Raw genomic sequence first — 19,762 nt, 5'->3', positions numbered from 1 at the left:
AATCGATCCCGATCTAAGGAATTATGCGGCGGCAATTACGCGCTGCGGCGTATCTCCCGCGCGTTGGACACGTCCCTTTGCCGGCTCGCCACTTCGGCGGTACGATCCAGAACCAGCATCGCCTGCGTGATGAGCGTCGCAAGCGCCTCTTCGCCCTTGCAGGCCGCCACGATCAGCGGCGCGCTCAGGCAGATTCTAAGGGCGCTGGCAGGTATGTCGCCAAAATCGGCACAGCGAACCGGCTGACCGAGGCGTACCGAGGCAACGTCATCATTCTCGATGGCCAAATCCTTGTAGACGGTCGCCATTTCAGCCGCCGTCAGCATGGCGCCATCGGTGCTATTGCGCAGGTAGAACGAGAAGATTGAGGCGATCTCATCCCAGCGAACAGCCGCCGACGCGCCCCACAGCGCACGCCGATCCAAGGGCCGGCTTTCCAGTTGCTCGAAGGCTGGATCGCCGGAAAGGCGCTCAGCCACTGCCCTGGCAAAGGCGGAGAGGACCGCAATTATGCGATCCTCGGGGATACCGGCGAAGCGTTCGAGCTCGAACAGCGCCGCCTTCCAGCGCAGCAGCAGCCCGAAATTGGCACGTTCCGGCAGAACTTCGCGGGCGACCCAGCCTTCCGGCCATTCCGCCTTCCCGCAATAGTCGGCAAGTGCGGCCGGCAGCGTGCGGGACTTGAAGCGTTCCGACATTTGCGGCGGGCAGAGAAGCGCACCGCTGAAAATCGGCCCGGCAAGGAATTTCGAACCTGTGACCGCGACCATGAAGCCCTGCGCGAGATAGGCGCGGATCGTTGCCGCCGACAGGCGAAACTGACAGGCATCGATCATGATATCCAGCACGGCTTCGAACCGCGCTTTCAAACGTAGAACGGTCTCCAGGCTCGGTGCCAGTAAGCTGGTCTTCGACACATCCGTAACCACGAGCAGGCATCTGAGGCCGGCGGCGCGGGCAAGCTCGATCAGGCCACGCAACTCGTCTTCAACCTCGCCCTCGGCGCGAAGGGAACCATCCTTGTTGCGCACTGCAATGGTGGCGTTGCGCGTAGCGTCACCCGGCCGCAATTCCTCGCCCTTGACGACGGCCCGTTCGCTGCTGACGCGGCTCATGAAATGCCGGCCGGCCGACGCGGTCATGACACCGCTGCCCGTCTCGTTGCCCATCAGCGTGATGGTCATCAGATCGCGATCGCCCTCGCGGGCCAGAAGCGAGGCGGCAAAAAGATGGATGTCCGTGCCTGATGTGGCAAGGATCGCATCGACGCGCGGTTCGGATCTTTGGTTGAGGCCGAGCAGACGCAGCAGATCGTCGCGGATGCGCCCGATTTCGCGCCCATAGATCGCTGCAGCCGAGCCGGTTGCGATCTCGCGCATCAAGCCCATGTAATAAGACTCGACTTCGGCAAAAGCCGCCGCAGAAATGGTCGAGGCCGTGGATGAACCGAAGGCAAGGTCGCGCGGCCGAGGCGATGGGCCATAGCCATACATATTGAGACCGCTGGCAGCATCGCAATCCAAGCGTTCGTCGCCACCCGAGATCAAGCACTTCAGGAGCGCCAGCCTGTCCTCATCCCGCTGCTGCGACGATGCGCCCGCTGTCAGGTTTCTATCCAAGGCACCGTTGCCAGCGATTTGCTGCATGTAGAAGCATTCCTCTTTCACTAAAGTCGAAACGCTTCGCAGGATCGCGCCGCGTTCTATGCCGGGGGGCTTCGGCAACCGAACATTACGCTTTTCAAGGTGGAGCGAGGCTGACTTGCCAAGGCCAGCAACACCGGCCGCAAGCGCAAAAAAACTCGCGGTCCGAAGGGCCGCGAGCTCATTGCTACGAAAAGTGGAGTTGCCGGAATCAGCCGGCAGCTTCGAGTTTATCCTGCGTCTTCGTATCGAAGTCGCTTGCATCGTGGCGTTCGCGCAGCTGCTCGGAGGGATCGCCCGACATGCGGTTGACCATGCGGCCGCGCTTGACGGCCGGACGCGAATAGACCTGCTCGGCCCAGCGCTGCACGTTCTTATAGTCCTGCACCTGCAGAAATTCGGCCGCGCCATACTGCCAGCCCTTGGCAAGACCGCCGTACCACGGCCAAATTGCGATATCGGCGATCGTGTAGTCGTCGCCGGCGATATATTCGCTTTCGGCCAGACGGCGGTCGAGCACGTCGAGCTGGCGCTTTACCTCCATGGCGAAACGATCGATCGCATATTCGATCTTCGTCGGAGCATATGCGTAGAAATGACCGAAGCCACCGCCGAGATAGGGAGCGCTGCCCATCTGCCAGAACAGCCAGGAGAGGCATTCGGCACGAGCCGGCTGGTCGCTCGGCAGAAAGGCGCCGAATTTCTCAGCGAGATACACTAGGATCGATGCCGATTCGAAAACGCGGACCGGCTTCGGGCCGCTCCGGTCAAGGAGAGCCGGGATCTTCGAATTCGGATTGACGTCGACAAAGCCGCTGCCGAACTGATCGCCCTCGCCGATCCTGATCAGCCAGGCATCATATTCGGCGCCGCTATGGCCGAGCGCCAGCAGCTCTTCCAGCATGATGGTGACCTTCACGCCGTTCGGCGTTCCAAGCGAATAGAGCTGGAGGGGATGGCGGCCGATCGGCAATTCCTTTTCATGGGTCGGCCCGGCGATCGGACGGTTGATGTTGGCGAACTGGCCGCCATTGGCCTTGTTCCAGGTCCAGATTTTCGGCGGCGTGTATTCGGCAGAACCGGTCATGGCATCCTCCTTTTTCGGGGTTCAAGTTGGGGCGATCTTCGATGTAGCGCGCTACATAGGTCGCACATAGTGGCGGCCGTTCATTTTTGCGAGAGGGAATTGCGCACTCTTCAACGCCTCGCTGCTGGGCGCGGCATTCGATGAAAATGAAAAAGCCTGCCGCGGGAGGAGGTGCGGCAGGCTTTCTACAAGAACTGAACAACGGATGGGAGGAGGAGTTCCATTGTTCCTGCAGTCGTCTCTGGGAGGAGAAGGACGTCTGCCAAGCAAAGGATGCGGGAGGAGATGCATCGCTTCGGTGGGAGAAAGGTATCAGTCTTTTGCTCAGTTCATAGGCACTTCTTTGCAAGGCAGTTATGCGCCATGCGAAAAGCAGATAGCTGAACCGATGCAATCTTCGGCATGCACTGCAAGAGCAGGCGACTACGGACGCAAAGCAAAAGCGCCTGCTCGGGAAGGAACAGGCGCTGGCATAAGGCAGCTTTTATTAGGAGCCGTTGCGGCCGTTAGCGAGCGATGGCTGCGCGGGCAACATTGCGGATTTCGCCGCGGTCGATACCCAGATCGTGCAGTTCGCGCGTAGACATACGGCCCAGTTCGGCGACCGTCTGACGATACTTGCGCCAGTTATTGAAAGAGCGTGCTACGTTCATGATGATCCCCTTTCCTTGGGCTTTCGAAGCTGAGCTGCCGTGCTTGGCGCTCTCGTCGCTTCGATGAGAAATATATAGTCGAAGCGACCATCCTTTTGCAGAGCCAAGGTATCACTGCACCTATGCGCTATTTGCATAGATCATGCAGAAAGCGGGCAGACCTGATCTCGCCCGCCGTCACGGCCTTTGTGATTTGATGATGACAGCGCTGCTTTTGTCTGCGAAAGATAAGGAGATGAGAGACAGGGGCGTCCGCTATCCGGCGGGCTGAGAAGCACCCTTCGAACCTGAACCAGATCATGCTGGCGGAGGGAGTCGCTCGGGACCTCGCAAAGCACAGCACGTCGTCCCTATGCGTCTCGCCGCCTGAAAGGGGCGATATGCAAGACCAAACCACAGCAGGCCATATGCTTCGCACGATGCGGACCAACCCTCCGCTGGTGCAATGCATCACCAATTTCGTCGCCATGAATATCGCGGCCAATGTGATGCTCGCCGCCGGCGCATCGCCGGCGATGGTGCATGCCGAAGAGGAAGCCGGCGAGTTTGCCGCTATCTCCGGCGCGCTGACGATCAATATCGGCACGCTCTCGTCCGGCTGGCTTGCGGGCATGCTGAAGGCTGCGGGGGCGGCGAACAATGCCGGCAGGCCTTGGGTTCTCGATCCAGTCGCTCACTACGCGACTGCATTCCGTCGCAAGGCGGTCGCGCAATTGCTCGAGCTGCGGCCGGGGATTATTCGCGGCAATGCATCGGAAATCATCGCGCTTGCCGGCGGTGCGAGCCGGGGCCAGGGTGTCGATAGCCGGGATGCCGTCGAGCAGGCGGAGGATTCCGCCCGGCAACTGGCCGAAAAGCATGACTGCGTGGTTGCGGTAACCGGCGTTGCAGATTTCGTGACCGACGGGCAGAGGGCGCGGCGCATTGCCGGCGGCTCGCAGCTCATGCCGAAAGTGACGGCGCTCGGCTGCTCTCTCACCTGTCTTGCCGGTGCCTTTGCCGCGACATCGCCGGATGCACCACTGGATGCAACCGTCGCGGCGCTTGCCGCCTTCGCGGTCGCCGGCGAGCGGGCAGGAGCGGCGGCAGAGGGGCCAGGCTCCTTCTCCTGGCGCTTCCTCGATGCACTCGCCGGTCTTACCCCGGAAATACTGGATCGCGACGCAAGGATATGGGTAGCATGAAAGACTTCGATCTCTCGCTCTATCTCGTCCTCGATCCCATGCTGTGCGCCGAACTCGGCATGGTGGAGACGACGTGCGCAGCCGTCGCCGGCGGCGCCACCATCATCCAGCTTCGCGATAAGCATGCTTCGACTGCAGCCATGATCGAGACTGGCCGTGCCCTCAAGCGGATCCTGCATGGAACCAATGTCCGGCTGATCGTCAACGACAATGTCGAAGCTGCCATCGCCATCGGCGCCGATGGCCTGCATATCGGTCAGGACGATATGGATGCCGCCGATGCCCGCCGTATGATCGGTCCGGACATGATCCTTGGCCTCTCGGCGGAAACGGAGGCCCTCGCCTGCGCAATCGATGCAGATATCGTCGATTACGCTGGCATCGGCCCGGTCTTTGCCACGCCGACCAAAGCCGATCACAAGCAGCCGATCGGCATCGATGGCCTTTCCCGGATCGTCGGGCTCTGCCCGGTTCCATCGGTCGCGATCGGCGGTCTGAAAGCGGAACATACCGCCGATGTTTTCTCAGCCGGCGCCGACGGTCTCGCGGTGGTCTCGGCCATATGCGGCCGCCCAGACCCGCAAGCGGCGACAGCCCTCATTGCGAATGCCATCAAGGAGGCCCGCCGATGATCCGCAATGTCCTGTCCATCGCCGGCTCCGATCCTTCCGGCGGCGCCGGCATCCAGGCCGATCTGAAAGCCTTCTCAGCTCGCGGCGTTTATGGAATGGCCGCGCTGACGGCCCTGACGGCTCAAAACACCAAGGGCGTCTCCGGCGTCCATCCGGTGCCGCCTCAATTCGTGGCGGATCAGATTCGGGCGATTTTTGCCGATATCCGCGTCGATGCCGTCAAGATCGGGATGATCGCAAACGCCGCGATCGCTGATGCCGTTGCCGACATTCTGGCGCGGCATCCCGGCGTGCCTGTCGTGCTCGATCCTGTCATGATCGCCAAGGGCGGTGCGGCCCTGCTCGCTGCCGACGCCGTCGACGTGCTGACGACGCGATTGCTACCGCTCGCGACAGTCATAACGCCGAACCTGCCCGAGGCAGCGGCACTATTGCACGATGCCGAGGCAACAAGCCGCGAGGACATGGCGCGTCAGGCGCTTGCGCTGGCCACACTCGGGCCGTCGGCTGTCCTGGTCAAAGGCGGTCATCTTGAAGGTGACGAAAGTCCGGATGTGCTGGCAAGCGCTGGCCAATTGACCTGGTTCGAGGCTGAGCGGCTGCCGACGAAGAATACGCATGGAACCGGATGCACGCTCTCCAGCGCGATTGCCGCGGAGATCGCCAAGGGCTTGCCGCTTCCGCAAGCTGTCGCATCGGCCAAAGCCTATCTCGCCGCCGCGGTTGCCGCCGCGGGTCAGCTTGCGGTCGGAAGCGGCCACGGCCCCGTGCAGCATTTCCATGCGCTATGGGCGAACAGACACAAGGAGTAGAGACATGAGCCTGTTACTCAGGGATCAGATCGTGATCATCTCCGGCGCGGGGCGCGGCCTCGGCGCCGCCATTGCGGCCGCCTTTGCCCGTGAAGGCGCGAAGGTGGCAATCAACTATCGCGCAAGCCGCGAGCGGGCAGAAGTCCTCGCAGCGCAGCTCGGCGATCATGCCAAAGCCTTCCAGGCCGATATTCGCGATATCGAGGACACAAAGCGGCTTGTCTCCGATGTCACGCAGCATTTCGGATCGCCGACGACCGTCGTCCACAATGCGCTGGCCGATTTCAGCTTCAACGGCGACGCGCGTTCGAAACTGGATGCCTTGAGCTGGGCCGAGATGGCAATGCAGCTGGAAACCGCGCTGCAGGGCGCCCTGAACCTGATACAGGCAGCGCGTCCGGCAATGGCTGAGCCGGGTTTTGGCCGGATCATCACCATCGGCACCAACCTCTTCCAGAACCCGGTGGTGCCTTATCACGACTATACCGCCGCCAAGGCGGCACTGCTGTCGCTGACCAGAACGGCTGCCGCGGAACTCGGCCCGCTCGGGATCACAGTCAACATGGTATCCGGCGGCCTTCTGCGCACCACGGATGCAAGCGGCGCCACGCCGGAATCCGTGTTCGACATTATCGCTGCAAACACGCCGCTGCGCCGCGTCACCACTCCGGAGGAGGCGGCCGATGCGGTTCTCTTCTTTGCAAGCCCCTGGGCACGGGCGGTGACGGGGCAGAACCTCATCGTCGACGGCGGCCTCGTCTTCGGATAATGGTCCCAAACGAAAAACGCTGCCCCAAGGGGCAGCGCCATCATTCATGCACTGCAGTCGGATAGCTCAGGCCCAGCCCATGGTCAGCACACCGAAGATGATAACAACGCCGAGCACGATGCGGTAGATCACAAAAGGCCAGGTCGAAAAGCGCTCGAGGAAGCTCATCAGTCCCCAGATAGTGATGAAGGACGATATGCTGCCGACAATAAGCCCTACGATCAGCACCGACCAGGCTTCCATCGGAAGATGCGCCTTATAGAGCGTGAAGAGCTCCTTCAAACCTGCAAGCGCAATGGCCGGCAAGCCCAGCAGGAACGAAAAACGTGCGGCCTCGTCGCGCTTGAGGCCCAGGAATAGCGCGCCGGTCAGCGTAGACCCCGAACGCGAGACGCCCGGAACCAGCGCACCGACCTGCGTGATGCCGACGAACAGGGCATCTACAAGCGTCATCTGCTCGATTCCTTTCCGGTGACGGCTGTAGAGTTCCGCGATCGCCAGCAGCAGACCCATGACAACGCAGGCAATGCCGATCACCCAGAGACTGCGAAATGACGTCCCGCAGGCATTCAGGGAGGATGCGAGAAGAAGACCTGCGATGACGATCGGCACGGTCGCAATCACGATGGCGATCGCAAGCCGCATTGCAGGCGAACGCCAATCTCTCTGCCTGATGGCGTCGAGCGATCCGAAGGTGACGTAACGAACGTCGCTCCAGAAATAGGAAACGATGGCGGCAAGTGCTGCAAGCTGCATTGCCGCCGAGAAGGCCGAGCCCGGATCCTGCCAGCCGAGCAAAGCCGGCACCAGGCGCATATGGGCGGTGGAGGAGACCGGCAAAAGCTCGGTCAGTCCCTGCACGACGCCCAGGATTGCAATCTTGGCATAACCCAGGGCGACAAAGCCCGTGTCCACGCCTTGCGTACAAACATCAGCCACGTTTTGATATCCTCAGTTCTTCGGGGGGCTTTGCACCGGAACGGTGCGACGAACTAGCTATGAAACTGTTTTGCAACACGAAAATGGCAATGCATATCGAAAGCACAGCCGCTTCGCGTGAGTGACAGGCCGAGGATATAGCCGGACTGGCTGAACTCTATCTGAAATTGCCGACCGGGATTTCCGAGTTTGCCCGATTTCTCGCGTTCATCATCCGGCAACAACTGCATCTGGCGGATGATAGGATAAAATGTGATGAAAAGGACGGCGTCGCTTCATTGGACACCATCCGGACCGAATAAAATAGGCGGAGGCCGCTTATTTTATGTAGAGCGCGCGCGACCTTTCCAGATGCTTGAGTATGGCTTGTTCGGCTCCGTCCGCATCATTCTCCGCCAGACGCGCGAGGATTTCCTCGTGTTCGACCAGCGTGAATTTCTCCTTGCCGGTCCAGATCAGCATATCCGTGTGATAGGCTTTCAGCCATGCCAGCATGGCTTCGCTGACAGCCACAAAGATCGGATTGCCGGAAATCTGGGCAATGCGCGTATGAAACTGCATATCCGCCGAAATGAATTCTTCCGCCTGCCCGAGAGAGGCGCGTTGCCGCTCGATGATCTCGCGAAGATCGGCAACATCCCTTTCCGTTGTGCGTGCCGCCGCCTCGCGCGCCATTCCGCGCTCGAAAAAGATGCGCGCGCTTTTGAGATGCTCAAGCGAATCGGATGATTGCGACAGCATGATCTTTGCGGTCAGATCGACCTGCCGGAAGATCGACTTCGCCGTGAGCTGAAGCACCTTGGCGCGCTCGCCATGGGAAATGTTGACCAGTCCCATATTGGCGAGCGCCTGCATGGCCTCACGGATCGCCGGGCGTCCGACACCGAAGCGCTCCATCAGGACGCGTTCGGACGGCATTTCATCGCCAGGCTTGAGCTCTCCCGATGTAATCAATCGCTCCAGCCGGTCGAATACCTCGTCAGAAAGCTTTCGACGTACAATTTGCTCGACCGGCTGACCCATGGAATCCCGCTTTCCCAAAGCTTTTTCTCCTTATGCATTTTTCCCCGCCGCGGTGGAAGCCTGTACGGAACGGCTTGCCGGCTGACGGGGAAAAAAATCGTTGCAGAAGTTGGAATACTCATTATACCAGATCACCAGTTTGCGCCACGCGAAAAAGCGTTGGTAAGAGGAGCATTCAGTCGCTTATGAGCATCACCATCACCTACCGTATTGAAACGCCCGGCAGCATCGAGGCGATGGCCCGCAAGATCGCCAGCGATCAGTCGACCGGCACTTTCGTCGCGGTGCCGGGCGAGACGGAAGAGCTCAAGGCGCGGGTCGCCGCGCGGGTCACCGCGATCCGCCCGCTTGCCGACGCCGAGCGCCCGACCTGGCCGGAAGTCACCGAAGGCCGCGGTCCGATCCATCGCGCCGATGTCGATATCGCCTTTCCGCTGGACGCGATCGGCACCGATCTTGCGGCGCTGATGACGATCGCGATCGGCGGCGTCTTCTCGATCAAGGGCATGACCGGCATCCGCATCGTCGACATGAAGCTGCCGGCAGCTTTTCGCGAGGCGCATCCGGGTCCGCAATTCGGCGTTACCGGTAGCATGCGCCTGACCGGCGTCAGCGGCCGCCCGATCATCGGCACCATCGTCAAGCCAGCACTCGGTCTGCGGCCGAAGGAGACCGCCGCCCTCGTCGGCGAACTGATCGGCTCCGGCGTCGATTTCATCAAGGACGACGAGAAGCTGACGAGCCCAGCCTATTCGCCGCTCAAAGAGCGTATCGAGGCCATCATGCCGCTGATCCTCGATCATGAGCAGAAAACCGGCAAGAAGGTGATGTATGCCTTCGGCATTTCCCATGCCGATCCAGACGAGATGATGCGCAACCACGATCTCGTGCTGAAGGCGGGGGGCAATTGCGCCGTCGTCAATATCAACTCCATCGGCTTTGGTGGCATGAGCTTCCTGCGCAAGCGTTCGGGACTGGTGCTGCATGCGCACCGCAACGGCTGGGACGTACTGACCCGTCATCCCGGCGCAGGCATGGATTTTAAGGTATACCAGCAATTCTGGCGCCTGCTCGGCGTCGACCAGTTCCAGATCAACGGCATCAGGGTCAAATATTGGGAGCCGGACGACAGTTTCGTCGAATCCTTCAAGGCAATCACCACGCCGCTTTTCGATCCGTCTGACTGTCCGCTTCCCGTCGCCGGCTCCGGCCAATGGGGTGGCCAGGCACCCGAAACCTATCAGCGCACCGGCCGGACGACCGATCTTCTCTACCTCTGCGGCGGTGGCATCGTCAGCCACCCCTTCGGACCAGCCGCGGGCGTTCGCGCGATTAAGCAGGCCTGGCAGGCGGCAGTTTGCGGCATACCGCTAGCCGACTATGCGAGGGATCATCCGGAGCTTGCCGCCTCTATCGCGAAATTCAGTGACGGCAAGGGCGCGTAATAGCGATGTCCAGTCTTCCAGCGATGTCCAATCTTCTTCTCAGCTATTACGGCGACGACTTCACCGGCTCGACCGACGTCATGGAGGCACTTGCCTCAAACGGCGTGCCAACCGCTCTCTTTCTCGGCGTTCCGAGCGAGGCCATGCTGGAGCGGTTCAAGGATTGCCGCGCCATCGGCATCGCCGGCACCAGCCGCAGCGAAACGCCGCAATGGATGGACGAGCATCTGACGCCCGTCTTCCAATGGCTGAAAAGTCTTGATGCGGCCCTATGCCATTACAAGGTCTGCTCCACTTTCGATTCCAGCCCCGGGATCGGCAACATCGGCAAGGCGATCGAGATCGGCAAGGCGCTCTTTAAGCAAACCGTCGTGCCGGTCGTCGTCGGAGCGCCGCAGCTTAGGCGTTACACGGCCTTCGGCCATCTCTTTGCCGCCTATCAGGGGCAGGTGTTCCGCATCGACCGCCATCCGGTCATGAGCCGACATCCGGTCACGCCGATGGGCGAGGCCGATCTGACCGTCCATTTGGGCAGGCAAACGTCCCTCCCCGTCAACCTAGCCGACCTCGTCACGATCCGGGCGACCGATGCCAATGCGCGGATCGATGCGCTGGCCGCGGAAGAGGCAGGTATTCTACTTCTCGATGTCGACGGCCCAGAAACCCAGGCTGCCGCCGGACAGCAGCTATGGCGTCTTGCAGGCAAGGGCAACGCCTTCGTCGCAGGCTCATCTGGCGTCGAATATGCCCTTTTCGATGCCTGGCGCAACGAAGGTCTGATCGGAGAGAAGCCGGAGTTCGCTTCTCCGGGTAAGGTGGATCGCCTGGCGGTCGTTTCGGGCAGCGTATCGCTAACGACCGAGCGGCAAATCCGCCGTGCCATGGCCTATGGTTTTGACGGCGTCGATCTCGATCCATTGGTGCTTGTTGGCGAAAATGCCGAGCTGGCGCTGGATGCGGCGGTGGCCGCGGGCGTGGCCAGCCTCAAGGCCGGCCGTAGCGTCATTCTTCACACGGCACTCGGCCCTTCGGCCGACCGTGGCGGCGATATCGACCGTATTCCCGGCGCACGCCATCGTCTCGGCCAGGCCCTCGGCACGATCCTGCGACGTCTGATCGAACAGGAAAATCTCGGCCGCGCCGTTATTGCCGGCGGTGACACGTCGAGCCACGCGCTGAAGGAATTGCGGGTCGAGGCCCTGACGACACTTCTCCCATTGCCGCAAACACCGGGTTCACCGCTTTGCACCGCCCATGGCAGCTACGCGCCTACCAACGGTCTGCAGATCGCGCTGAAGGGCGGGCAGGTCGGCATTGACGATTACTTCGCGCAGATCCGCGACGGCAGAGGATCATAATTGTGCATTCTTCGGCAGGCAGTTGGCATACTCATTGACTCATTATACCACTTACGATACCACACTCTGAAAGTGAACGAGGTACTAACATGACTGCAATTGCTCTTTTCGGCGCCGGTGGCAAAATGGGCTATCGGCTCGCCAAGAACCTGAAGGGCTCGCGCTTCGACGTGCGCCATGTCGAGGTCAGCGACGCCGGCAAGGCCCGCCTGAAGAATGATCTTTCCATCGATTGCGTCCCCGTCGATGCCGCGCTGGATGGCGCAGACGTGGTGATCCTCGCAGTACCGGACACCGCGATCGGCAAGGTTGCAGCCGGTATCGTCGGCAAGCTGAAGCCCGACACAATGGTCGTTGCTCTCGATGCAGCCGCCCCCTTCGCCGGGCACTTGCCGAGCCGAGAAGACCTCATCTATTTCGTCACCCATCCCTGCCACCCGCCGATCTTCAACGACGAGACCGACATGCAGGCGAAGAAGGACCATTTCGGCGGCCTCTTTGCCAAGCAGCATATCGTTTCGGCGCTGATGCAGGGTCCGGAAAGCGCCTATGCTCTCGGTGAGGAAATCGCCAAGGTCATCTGGGCGCCCGTCATGCGTTCGCACCGCGTCACCGTCGAGCAGATGGCGATGCTGGAACCGGGTCTTTCCGAAACCGTCTGCGCCTCGCTGCTCGTCGTCATGCGCCAGGCCATGGATGAATGCGTCGCCCGCGGCGTTCCGGCCGAGGCCGCCCGCGACTTCCTGCTGGGCCACATGAACGTGCTGGGCGCCGTCATCTTCAAGGAAGTCGATGGCGTGTTCTCCGATGCCTGCAACAAGGCGATCGAATTCGGCATCCCTGCCCTCATGCGCGACGACTGGAAGAAAGTGTTCGAGCCGCAGGAGATCGCAGAAAGCATCCGTCGCATCACCTGATCGACGGCCCCGGGGAGGGTCTCGCCCTCCCTTTGCCGCCCCGCCGGGAACGGGGCCTGTTTCATAACTGGGAGGAGACCATGAAACTAAGACGCAGACTGACACTTGCAGCCTTTACCGGTGCGCTTGCTCTGGGAACGGCAATGCCGGCTTTTGCGGCCGATCTGATCGCCATCATCACACCGGCCTTCGACAATCCATTCTTCAAGGCAGAGGCCGTCGGCGCCGAAGCCAAGGCAAAAGAGCTGGGTTACGAGACGCTCGTCATGACGCATGACGACGATGCCAACAAGCAATCGGAAGTCATCGACACGGCCATTGGACGCGGCGCCAAAGCCATCATCCTCGACAATGCCGGCGCGGACGCGACCGTCGCCGCTCTGAAGAAGGCCAAGGATGCGGGCATTCCCTCCTTCCTCATCGACCGCGAAATCAACGTCACCGGCATCGCGGTCGCCCAGATCGTTTCCAACAACTATCAGGGTGCCCAGCTCGGCGCGCAGGAATTCGTCAAGCTGATGGGGGAGAAAGGCAATTATGCCGAGCTCGTCGGCCGCGAAGCCGATACGAATGCCGGCATCCGCTCGCAGGGCTACCACGATGTCATCGACGACTATCCCGACCTGAAGCTGGTCGCCAAGCAGTCGGCGAACTGGAGCCAGACGGAAGCCTATGCCAAGATGGAGACAATCCTTCAGGCAAACCCCGGCATCAAGGGCGTGATCTCGGGCAACGACACCATGGCGATGGGCGCGATTGCCGCCCTGCAGGCCGCCGGCCGCAAGGACGTGATCGTCGTCGGCTTCGACGGCTCCAACGATGTACGCGACTCGATCAAGGCAGGCGGCATCAAGGCGACCGTGATGCAGCCGGCCTATGCCCAGGCTCAGAAGGCGGTCGAACAGGCCGATGCCTACATCAAGAACAAGACGGTGCCGAAGGATGAGAAGCAATTGATGGATTGCGTCCTCATCAATGCTGATAATGCCAACAAGCTTGAGACCTTCGCGCTGAAGAACTGATGGCGGACCGGGAAGCTTGGAGAGCGCGGACGAACCGCGCTCTCTGAATGTTTTCGCGCAAGATCGAGGTGCATTGCATGTTGAGGATCAGAGGCGCGCTCGTGGCCTTTGTATTGGCCGCGGCATTGCCCGGCTGCAAGATTATCAAGACGCCGACGCCCGAGGAGAAGGCGGCAGCGGCGGCAAAGACTGCCTTCGATCCCACGGCAAAGGTCGATGCGATCTGGCAGTCTCAGGTTCTTCCCGACATCGACAAACGCGCGGGCGACCTCAAGGCGGTGTTGCAGGCGATAAAATCGAACCCGGACGATGCCGGCGCGAAATACGGAAATCCGCGAAAACAGGCGTCATCGCCCTGGACCTATGCCGTCAAGCTGAGCGGCAAGATCGCTGCTGCCGACACAGCCTCCCGCGCCGGAACCCTCGACGTCGATGTGGATGGCGACGGCAAGGCGGACGCGAAGGTGCAGATCGGCCCGGCGGTCCGCGGCACGGCGCTGCGCGACGCGCTCGATTTCCTCGACTTCAACGAATTCAGGAACCAGATCGAATGGGCTCAATTCGGCAAAGCCTTCAATGAGAAGGCAAACTCATCCTTTCTGGCGGCCCTGCCTCGCGACGGGCTGATCGGAAAGACGATCAACGTGACCGGTGCGTTTCCGCTGCCTGCATCCGGTCAGCTTCCGCTGATCACCCCCTCGGCCCTGAAATTGGGGCAATGACCATGAGCGAAATGCGAAATAACGACATCATCCTGCGTTTGGAGGACGTTTCCAAGGTTTATTCCGGCATCGTTGCCGTCAAGCACGCCAACCTCGAACTGCATCGCGGCGCGGTCAACGTGCTCGTCGGCGAAAACGGTGCCGGCAAATCCACCCTGATGAAGATTATCGCCGGCGTCGAACGGCCGACCTCGGGCCGCATCCTGCTCGAGGGCGAGGAAGTTTCCTTCAGCAGCCCGGCCGACGCGCAGGCCCGCGGAATCGGCATGATCTTCCAGGAGCTCAATCTTTTCGCCAACATGACAGTGGCCGAGAACATCTTTGCCACGCGAGAAATCACCCGCGGCGTCTTTGGCATCGATCACAAGGCGCAGATCGCAAGGGCCAACGGGTTTCTGGATCGGCTCGATGCCGGCATCAGCGCCGAAACCATGGTGGAAGACCTGCCGATCGGGCAGCAGCAGCTTGTCGAGATCGCCAAGGCCATCTCGCTCGATGCCCGCATCCTCATCATGGACGAGCCGACATCGGCGCTATCAGCGGCGGAAGTCGACATTCTGTTCAAGGTCATTGCAGAGCTTAAGGCTCAAGGCGTGGCGATCGTCTATATCTCGCACCGGCTGGAAGAGCTGATGCGGATCGGCGATTACATCACCGTCCTGCGCGACGGGCAGATCACCGGCCAGGCCATGGTTCGCGATATCGATACGAAATGGATCGTCCGCTCGATGATCGGATCGGATGCCAAGGACTTTGCCAGGGACGGAGGCCATACGATCGGCAAGGAAGCCTTCCGTGCTGAGGAGATCAGCCTGCCGCGACGTACGGGCGGCCTTGCCGTCGATCATGTCTCGCTGTCGGTGCGCGCCGGCGAAATCCTCGGCATCTACGGCCTGATGGGTGCCGGACGCAGCGAATTCTTCGAATGCGTGATGGGCCGGCATATGCATTCGACCGGGCGGATCTACATCGACGGAGTCGAGATCCGCGCCCGCGACACCACCCGGCGCATCCGGAACGGCCTTGCATTGATCCCCGAGGATCGGCAGCGCGAAGGATTGGTGCAGGTCCTCTCCATCGCCGGCAACTTGACGCTTGCAAGCCTCGGCCGCTTCGCCCGGCTGCTTTTCCATATCGATCCGGCGGCCGAAAAGAATGCCATTCGCGGCATGATCCGCGATCTCTCGATCAAGGCCCCCAATCCGGATTTCGAGGTCACCTCCATGTCCGGCGGCAACCAGCAGAAGGTCGTCATCGGCAAGGCGCTGATGACCGATCCGAAGGTGCTTCTGATGGACGAGCCGAGCCGCGGCATCGATGTCGGCGCCAAGGCCGACGTCTTCCGTACCATGCGCAGGCTCGCCGGCAAGGGCCTGGCAATCTTGTTTTCAACATCGGACCTTGAAGAGGTCATGGCACTTTCAGACCGCATCGCCGTGCTCAGCAACGGCAAGCTCGTGACCGTTCTCGACAGAAGCGAAGCGACGGAAGAGGCCATCATCGCGGCATCCGCCAAGGGACACGGACATACAGGGAAACTCGCGTCATGACCGCAGATACGTCCTCCACCTTCGCGACCAATCGCTCGAACGGCTCCGTTCTCCTGACGCTGATGAAGCTCAGAACCTTCATCGCGCTTTTTGCCGTCGTCATCTTCTTTGCGATTTTCGCGCCGAACTTCACCTCGACCGCCAACATCATCCTGATGTCCAAGCATGTCGCGCTCAACGCCTTTCTCGCCATGGGCATGACCTTCGTGATCATCACCGGCGGGATCGATCTTTCAGTCGGCTCCATCGTCGGCCTTTGCGGCATGGTGGCGGGCGCCCTCATCCTGAACGGTGTCGAACTGCCGATCGGCTATACCGTCTACTTCAACATCTACGAGATCATTCTGATCACGCTGGCCGTCGGGCTGCTGATCGGGCTCATCAATGGCCTGCTCATCACCAAGCTCAATGTGGCGCCCTTCATCGCCACGCTCGGAACGCTTTATATAGCCCGCGGCCTTGCGCTCCTGTCTTCCGACGGGCAGACCTTCCCGAACCTTGTAGGACGGCCGGAATATGATACGACGGGCTTCGACGTCTTCGGCGCCGGCCGTCTGCTTGGCCTTCCGGTTTCCATCTGGATCCTGATCGTGCTGGCGCTCGCCGCCGCCTATGTCGCCCGTTCGACGCCGATCGGCCGGCACATCTTCGCCGTCGGCGGCAACGAACGCGCCGCGCGCATGTCCGGCATCCGTGTCGATGTGGTCAAGATATTCGTCTATATGTTCTCGGGGCTTTGTGCCGCCATCGTCGGCATCGTCATTTCGTCGGAACTGATGGCGGCGCATCCGGCAACCGGCGAAAGCTTCGAACTGAACGCCATTGCAGCAGCCGTGCTCGGTGGCACCTCCATGTCGGGCGGGCGCGGCACGATCGGCGGTACGATCATCGGCGCCTTCGTCATCGGCATTCTTTCGGATGGCCTCGTCATGATGGGTGTCTCATCCTTCTGGCAGATGGTGATCAAGGGATGTGTCATCATCATCGCTGTCGTCGTGGACCAGGCGCAACGGCGCCTACAGCAGCGCGTCACTCTCATGCAAATGGCAAAGGCAGGCTGAAATGGCAGAACTCAAGGGCGCATTGATCGGTTGCGGCTTCTTCGCGATCAATCAGATGCACGCGTGGCGAGATGTTCAAGGGGCTCATATCGTCGCAATCTGCGACCGCGACCCGGAGCGGCTGAAGCTCGTCGGCGATCAGTTCGGCATCGAGCGCCGCTACGCGGATGCCGCAGCAATGTTTGCCGATGGCGGCTTCGATTTCGTCGACATTGCAACGACGGTGGCAAGCCATCGCGCCCTCGTGGAGATGGCTGCATCCTACAAGATCCCGGCGATCTGCCAGAAACCCTTCGCAACGACGTTGAGCGATGCCAAGGCCATGGTCGCAGCCTGCGCTGAAGCCGGCGTGCCGCTGATGGTGCATGAGAATTTTCGCTGGCAGACACCCATTCAGGCCGTCAAGGCTGCTCTGCAATCGGGCGCGATCGGCGAGCCATTCTGGGGCCGCTTCTCCTTCCGCTCCGGCTACGACGTGTTTTCGGGTCAACCTTATCTCGCCGAAGGCGAACGGTTCATTATCGAGGATCTCGGCATCCATACGCTCGATATCGCCCGCTTCATCTTCGGCGACGTCGCTTCGCTGACGGCCCGCACCAAGCGGGTCAATCCGAAGATCAAGGGCGAGGACGTCGCCACCATCCTGCTCGATCATGAGAATGGCGCGACATCGATCGTCGATGTTAGCTATGCCTCCAAGCTTGCCACCGAGCCATTCCCGGAGACGCTGATCGAACTCGACGGCACGAAGGGTAGCATTCGGCTGTCGCAGGGATATCGTCTCGAGGTCAACGGCCCTGATGGTGCGACCGTCTCGGATGCCTCGCCGCAGCTTCTGTCCTGGGCCTCGCGTCCGTGGCACAACATCCAGGAAAGCGTCCTTGCGATCCAACAGCATTGGACAGACCGCCTTGCCGATGGCGGCGAGACTTCCACCTCCGGCGCGGACAATCTCAAAACCTTTGCGCTTGTCGAAGCGGCCTATGAGAGCGCCGCCAGCAGGCGCGTGGTCGATATCGGAGCAACGTTGAAATGACCACCGAGATCGATCCGTTTCAGCTCTACGGCACGCGCGAGACTGAAGCTGCGCCGGTCCGGCTGACCGCCGGTAGACTCACGGTCGATTTCAAGGATGGCAATCTTCGGACGATCCGCTATGACGGCGCGGAAGTCCTGCGAGGCGTTTCCTATCTGATCCGTGATCGCGATTGGGGCACTTATGCTCCCGCTATCGACGACCTGCGGATCGATCAGCGTCAAGACGGCTTTTCCATCAGCTATGTCGCGCGCTGTGCAGGACCCGAAAAAACGGAACTAACAATCAGCGTGCGGATTGTCGCTGAGGCAAACGAAGCACTGATCTTCGAAGCCGAGGCGCTCTCGAATACCGGGTTTGAAACCAACCGCTGCGGCTTTTGCATACTGCATCCAATTGTCGCCGTCGCCGGCACGCCCGTCTTGGTGGAACATGTTGACGGCGCCCGCGAGAGCACACATTTCCCCGACCTCATCGAACCATGGCAGCCCTTCAAGGACATGCGGGCAATCACCCATAGCGTAACCGCCGACGTGACCGCCGAATGCCGCATGGAGGGCGACACGTTCGAAATGGAAGACCAGCGCAACTGGTCGGACGCTTCCTACAAGACCTATGTTCGCCCGCTTGCCCTGCCCTGGCCCTATCGCATCCCGGCCGGCGAGCCTATGCGGCAGCGGATCGTTCTCGCCATCGGCGACATGCGGCGTCCGACCATCGCGCCGGCGGCGACCGTTGCGGACAAGCGTCCGATCACGCTGAATCTGGGAGAAAAGTCCGGGACAATGCCTGCGATCGGGCTCGTCGTTACGCCCGAGGAAGCCGAGGCCACGCTCGCCGCGCGTAATCGGCTTGCGGAAATCGCGCCGCAGGAATTGCTCTTTCATTTCGACCCCGATGCCGGCCATGGCGTTGATGCCTTAAAATCCTTTGCGGCCATCGCAGCGCTTCATGCCGGACGATCGACTTTGGAAATCGCATTGCCGTGCCGCCTTGCTCCGCTTGCCGAAGCACAGCAAATCGCGACCCTGATGAGAGATGCCGGTTTCAAGCCTGACGCCATTGTCATATCGCCTTCGGTCGATCGGCAATCGACCCCGCCGGGCAGCAAATGGCCAGACTGCCCGCCTCTCGAAGACGTTTACGCGGCCGCGCATGCGGCCTTCCCCGATGTGCGCATCGGCGGCGGCATGCTAAGCTATTTTACCGAACTCAATCGCAAACGGGTGCCCGCCGATACGCTCGGCTTCATCACCCATTGCACCAATCCGATCGTGCACGCGGCAGATGATCTCAGCGTCATGCAGACGTTGGAAGCCTTGCCCTTCATCACACGCTCGGTGCGCGCCATCTACGGTGACAAGCCTTACCGTATCGGCCCCTCGACCATACCGATGCGGCAGAACCCCTATGGTAGCCGGACCATGGACAATCCCCATGGCGCACGCATCGCCATGGCCAACAGCGATCCGCGGCACAATGCCCGCTTCGGCGAGGCCTTTGCGCTCGGCTATGCCGCCCGCGTCCTCGATGCCGGATTGGAGTGTCTGACGCTTTCGGCGCTGACCGGCTCTTTCGGCCTGATCGCTGGCAAAAATGAGCCGTCGGTAGCGGGAAACGCCCGGCCGCTTTTCAAAGCCGTCTCCATCTTGTCCCGTCTTGCCGGCAGCCCGTGGCAAGAATGCCTGTCGTCCGATCAGACCGCCGTGCTCGCCTTCATCACGACGAAAGCCGAAATGTCACCGCAACTCCATTTGGTCAACATCACACCCGTCTCGCAAGAAATCGAATTGGGGAAACTTCGTCTTTTGAAACAGCCCGGAAATGCCCGGCTGACACTTGCAGCCTATGAGGCAGTTTCCGCCGCTTTGATGGATTGACCTTCATTCGCAGACGCGCAAGTTAGTTC

18 protein-coding genes and 1 riboswitch are annotated in these 19,762 nt (G+C 60.9%); of the genes, 13 read left to right on the top strand and 5 right to left on the bottom strand.

The genetic code is table 11. From position 1 onward, the window contains the following. Nucleotides 1-35: 35 nt before the first annotated feature. The 3 genes from Q4Q11_RS01900 to Q4Q11_RS01890 all read right to left on the bottom strand — a co-directional run bounded on the left by Q4Q11_RS01900 (nt 36) and on the right by Q4Q11_RS01890 (nt 3,383). Nucleotides 36-1,646, bottom strand: coding sequence for a hypothetical protein (locus tag Q4Q11_RS01900; protein WP_112504189.1), 1,611 nt, complete (start codon nt 1,644-1,646; stop codon nt 36-38). A gap of 208 nt (nt 1,647-1,854) precedes the next feature. Beyond that, nucleotides 1,855-2,730, bottom strand: a complete 876-nt coding sequence (gene yghU / locus Q4Q11_RS01895) for a glutathione-dependent disulfide-bond oxidoreductase (RefSeq protein WP_498568412.1) — start codon at nt 2,728-2,730, stop codon at nt 1,855-1,857. A 506-nt stretch (nt 2,731-3,236) separates the two neighbouring features. Beyond that, entirely contained in the window at nt 3,237-3,383 is a 147-nt protein-coding gene (locus Q4Q11_RS01890; RefSeq protein ID WP_015342994.1) for a DUF1127 domain-containing protein, read from the bottom strand. A gap of 234 nt (nt 3,384-3,617) precedes the next feature. Beyond that, nucleotides 3,618-3,714: riboswitch (TPP riboswitch) on the top strand. 49 nt (nt 3,715-3,763) lie between these two features. Between Q4Q11_RS01890 and thiM the strand changes: the two genes are divergently transcribed. From thiM to Q4Q11_RS01870, 4 genes are read left to right on the top strand one after another with little or no spacing between them, the layout of a single operon-like run. Beyond that, nucleotides 3,764-4,567, top strand: coding sequence for a hydroxyethylthiazole kinase (gene thiM, locus Q4Q11_RS01885; protein WP_113215772.1), 804 nt, complete (start codon nt 3,764-3,766; stop codon nt 4,565-4,567). Further along, nucleotides 4,564-5,199, top strand: coding sequence for a thiamine phosphate synthase (gene thiE, locus Q4Q11_RS01880; RefSeq protein WP_498568411.1), 636 nt, complete (start codon nt 4,564-4,566; stop codon nt 5,197-5,199). Before thiM ends, thiE begins: the two co-directional genes overlap by 4 nt. Beyond that, on the top strand, nt 5,196-6,011 hold the full coding sequence (gene thiD / locus Q4Q11_RS01875; RefSeq protein ID WP_112504179.1) for a bifunctional hydroxymethylpyrimidine kinase/phosphomethylpyrimidine kinase: 816 nt from the start codon (nt 5,196-5,198) through the stop codon (nt 6,009-6,011). The genes thiE and thiD overlap by 4 nt, the downstream gene beginning before the upstream one ends. A 4-nt stretch (nt 6,012-6,015) precedes the next feature. Further along, complete coding sequence (locus Q4Q11_RS01870; protein ID WP_498568410.1) at nt 6,016-6,780, top strand: 3-oxoacyl-ACP reductase; 765 nt, start codon at nt 6,016-6,018, stop codon at nt 6,778-6,780. Between the two features lie 66 nt (nt 6,781-6,846). Here the strand turns inward: Q4Q11_RS01870 and Q4Q11_RS01865 are convergent, their stop codons facing one another. Further along, nucleotides 6,847-7,719, bottom strand: a complete 873-nt coding sequence (locus Q4Q11_RS01865; protein WP_112504175.1) for an undecaprenyl-diphosphate phosphatase — start codon at nt 7,717-7,719, stop codon at nt 6,847-6,849. Nucleotides 7,720-8,037: 318 nt separating this feature from the next. After that, entirely contained in the window at nt 8,038-8,742 is a 705-nt protein-coding gene (locus Q4Q11_RS01860; protein WP_112504173.1) for a transcriptional regulator NanR, read from the bottom strand. Between the two features lie 185 nt (nt 8,743-8,927). On the opposite strand from Q4Q11_RS01860, the gene oiaX reads away from it, so the two are divergent. From oiaX to apnL, 9 genes are all read left to right on the top strand, one after another. Next, complete coding sequence (gene oiaX, locus Q4Q11_RS01855; protein ID WP_498568409.1) at nt 8,928-10,187, top strand: 3-oxo-isoapionate-4-phosphate decarboxylase OiaX; 1,260 nt, start codon at nt 8,928-8,930, stop codon at nt 10,185-10,187. 23 nt (nt 10,188-10,210) lie between these two features. Then, entirely contained in the window at nt 10,211-11,545 is a 1,335-nt protein-coding gene (locus Q4Q11_RS01850; protein WP_498568440.1) for a four-carbon acid sugar kinase family protein, read from the top strand. An 89-nt stretch (nt 11,546-11,634) separates the two neighbouring features. Further along, nucleotides 11,635-12,462, top strand: a complete 828-nt coding sequence (locus Q4Q11_RS01845; protein ID WP_498568408.1) for a phosphogluconate dehydrogenase C-terminal domain-containing protein — start codon at nt 11,635-11,637, stop codon at nt 12,460-12,462. Nucleotides 12,463-12,542: 80 nt separating this feature from the next. Continuing rightward, on the top strand, nt 12,543-13,484 hold the full coding sequence (locus Q4Q11_RS01840; RefSeq protein ID WP_498568407.1) for a D-ribose ABC transporter substrate-binding protein: 942 nt from the start codon (nt 12,543-12,545) through the stop codon (nt 13,482-13,484). 77 nt (nt 13,485-13,561) lie between these two features. Further along, on the top strand, nt 13,562-14,206 hold the full coding sequence (locus Q4Q11_RS01835) for a DUF2291 family protein (RefSeq protein WP_498568406.1): 645 nt from the start codon (nt 13,562-13,564) through the stop codon (nt 14,204-14,206). A gap of 2 nt (nt 14,207-14,208) precedes the next feature. Next, nucleotides 14,209-15,756, top strand: coding sequence for a sugar ABC transporter ATP-binding protein (locus Q4Q11_RS01830; protein ID WP_498568405.1), 1,548 nt, complete (start codon nt 14,209-14,211; stop codon nt 15,754-15,756). Then, entirely contained in the window at nt 15,753-16,817 is a 1,065-nt protein-coding gene (locus Q4Q11_RS01825; RefSeq protein ID WP_498568404.1) for an ABC transporter permease, read from the top strand. The genes Q4Q11_RS01830 and Q4Q11_RS01825 overlap by 4 nt, the downstream gene beginning before the upstream one ends. A 1-nt stretch (nt 16,818) precedes the next feature. Continuing rightward, on the top strand, nt 16,819-17,853 hold the full coding sequence (locus Q4Q11_RS01820) for a Gfo/Idh/MocA family protein (RefSeq protein WP_498568403.1): 1,035 nt from the start codon (nt 16,819-16,821) through the stop codon (nt 17,851-17,853). Next, complete coding sequence (gene apnL, locus Q4Q11_RS01815) at nt 17,850-19,733, top strand: D-apionate lactonase (RefSeq protein ID WP_498568402.1); 1,884 nt, start codon at nt 17,850-17,852, stop codon at nt 19,731-19,733. The genes Q4Q11_RS01820 and apnL overlap by 4 nt, the downstream gene beginning before the upstream one ends. Nucleotides 19,734-19,762 lie beyond the last annotated feature (29 nt).

This window comes from Rhizobium sp. UFLA01-1127, assembly GCF_059803845.1.
The sequence above is the reverse complement of the archived record's forward strand: the minus strand, read 5'-3'. Positions and strand labels throughout refer to the sequence as shown.

What these genes read in the sequence shown, in the direction of transcription:
- Q4Q11_RS01900 (WP_112504189.1), bottom strand. Translation starts at nt 1,646, where the DNA reads ATGCAGCAAATCGCTGGCAACGGTGCCTTGGATAGAAACCTGACAGCG.
- yghU (WP_498568412.1), bottom strand. Translation starts at nt 2,730, where the DNA reads ATGACCGGTTCTGCCGAATACACGCCGCCGAAAATCTGGACCTGGAAC.
- Q4Q11_RS01890 (WP_015342994.1), bottom strand. Translation starts at nt 3,383, where the DNA reads ATGAACGTAGCACGCTCTTTCAATAACTGGCGCAAGTATCGTCAGACG.
- thiM (WP_113215772.1), top strand. Translation starts at nt 3,764, where the DNA reads ATGCAAGACCAAACCACAGCAGGCCATATGCTTCGCACGATGCGGACC.
- thiE (WP_498568411.1), top strand. Translation starts at nt 4,564, where the DNA reads ATGAAAGACTTCGATCTCTCGCTCTATCTCGTCCTCGATCCCATGCTG.
- thiD (WP_112504179.1), top strand. Translation starts at nt 5,196, where the DNA reads ATGATCCGCAATGTCCTGTCCATCGCCGGCTCCGATCCTTCCGGCGGC.
- Q4Q11_RS01870 (WP_498568410.1), top strand. Translation starts at nt 6,016, where the DNA reads ATGAGCCTGTTACTCAGGGATCAGATCGTGATCATCTCCGGCGCGGGG.
- Q4Q11_RS01860 (WP_112504173.1), bottom strand. Translation starts at nt 8,742, where the DNA reads ATGGGTCAGCCGGTCGAGCAAATTGTACGTCGAAAGCTTTCTGACGAG.
- oiaX (WP_498568409.1), top strand. Translation starts at nt 8,928, where the DNA reads ATGAGCATCACCATCACCTACCGTATTGAAACGCCCGGCAGCATCGAG.
- Q4Q11_RS01850 (WP_498568440.1), top strand. Translation starts at nt 10,211, where the DNA reads ATGTCCAATCTTCTTCTCAGCTATTACGGCGACGACTTCACCGGCTCG.
- Q4Q11_RS01845 (WP_498568408.1), top strand. Translation starts at nt 11,635, where the DNA reads ATGACTGCAATTGCTCTTTTCGGCGCCGGTGGCAAAATGGGCTATCGG.
- Q4Q11_RS01840 (WP_498568407.1), top strand. Translation starts at nt 12,543, where the DNA reads ATGAAACTAAGACGCAGACTGACACTTGCAGCCTTTACCGGTGCGCTT.
- Q4Q11_RS01835 (WP_498568406.1), top strand. Translation starts at nt 13,562, where the DNA reads ATGTTGAGGATCAGAGGCGCGCTCGTGGCCTTTGTATTGGCCGCGGCA.
- Q4Q11_RS01830 (WP_498568405.1), top strand. Translation starts at nt 14,209, where the DNA reads ATGAGCGAAATGCGAAATAACGACATCATCCTGCGTTTGGAGGACGTT.
- Q4Q11_RS01825 (WP_498568404.1), top strand. Translation starts at nt 15,753, where the DNA reads ATGACCGCAGATACGTCCTCCACCTTCGCGACCAATCGCTCGAACGGC.
- Q4Q11_RS01820 (WP_498568403.1), top strand. Translation starts at nt 16,819, where the DNA reads ATGGCAGAACTCAAGGGCGCATTGATCGGTTGCGGCTTCTTCGCGATC.
- apnL (WP_498568402.1), top strand. Translation starts at nt 17,850, where the DNA reads ATGACCACCGAGATCGATCCGTTTCAGCTCTACGGCACGCGCGAGACT.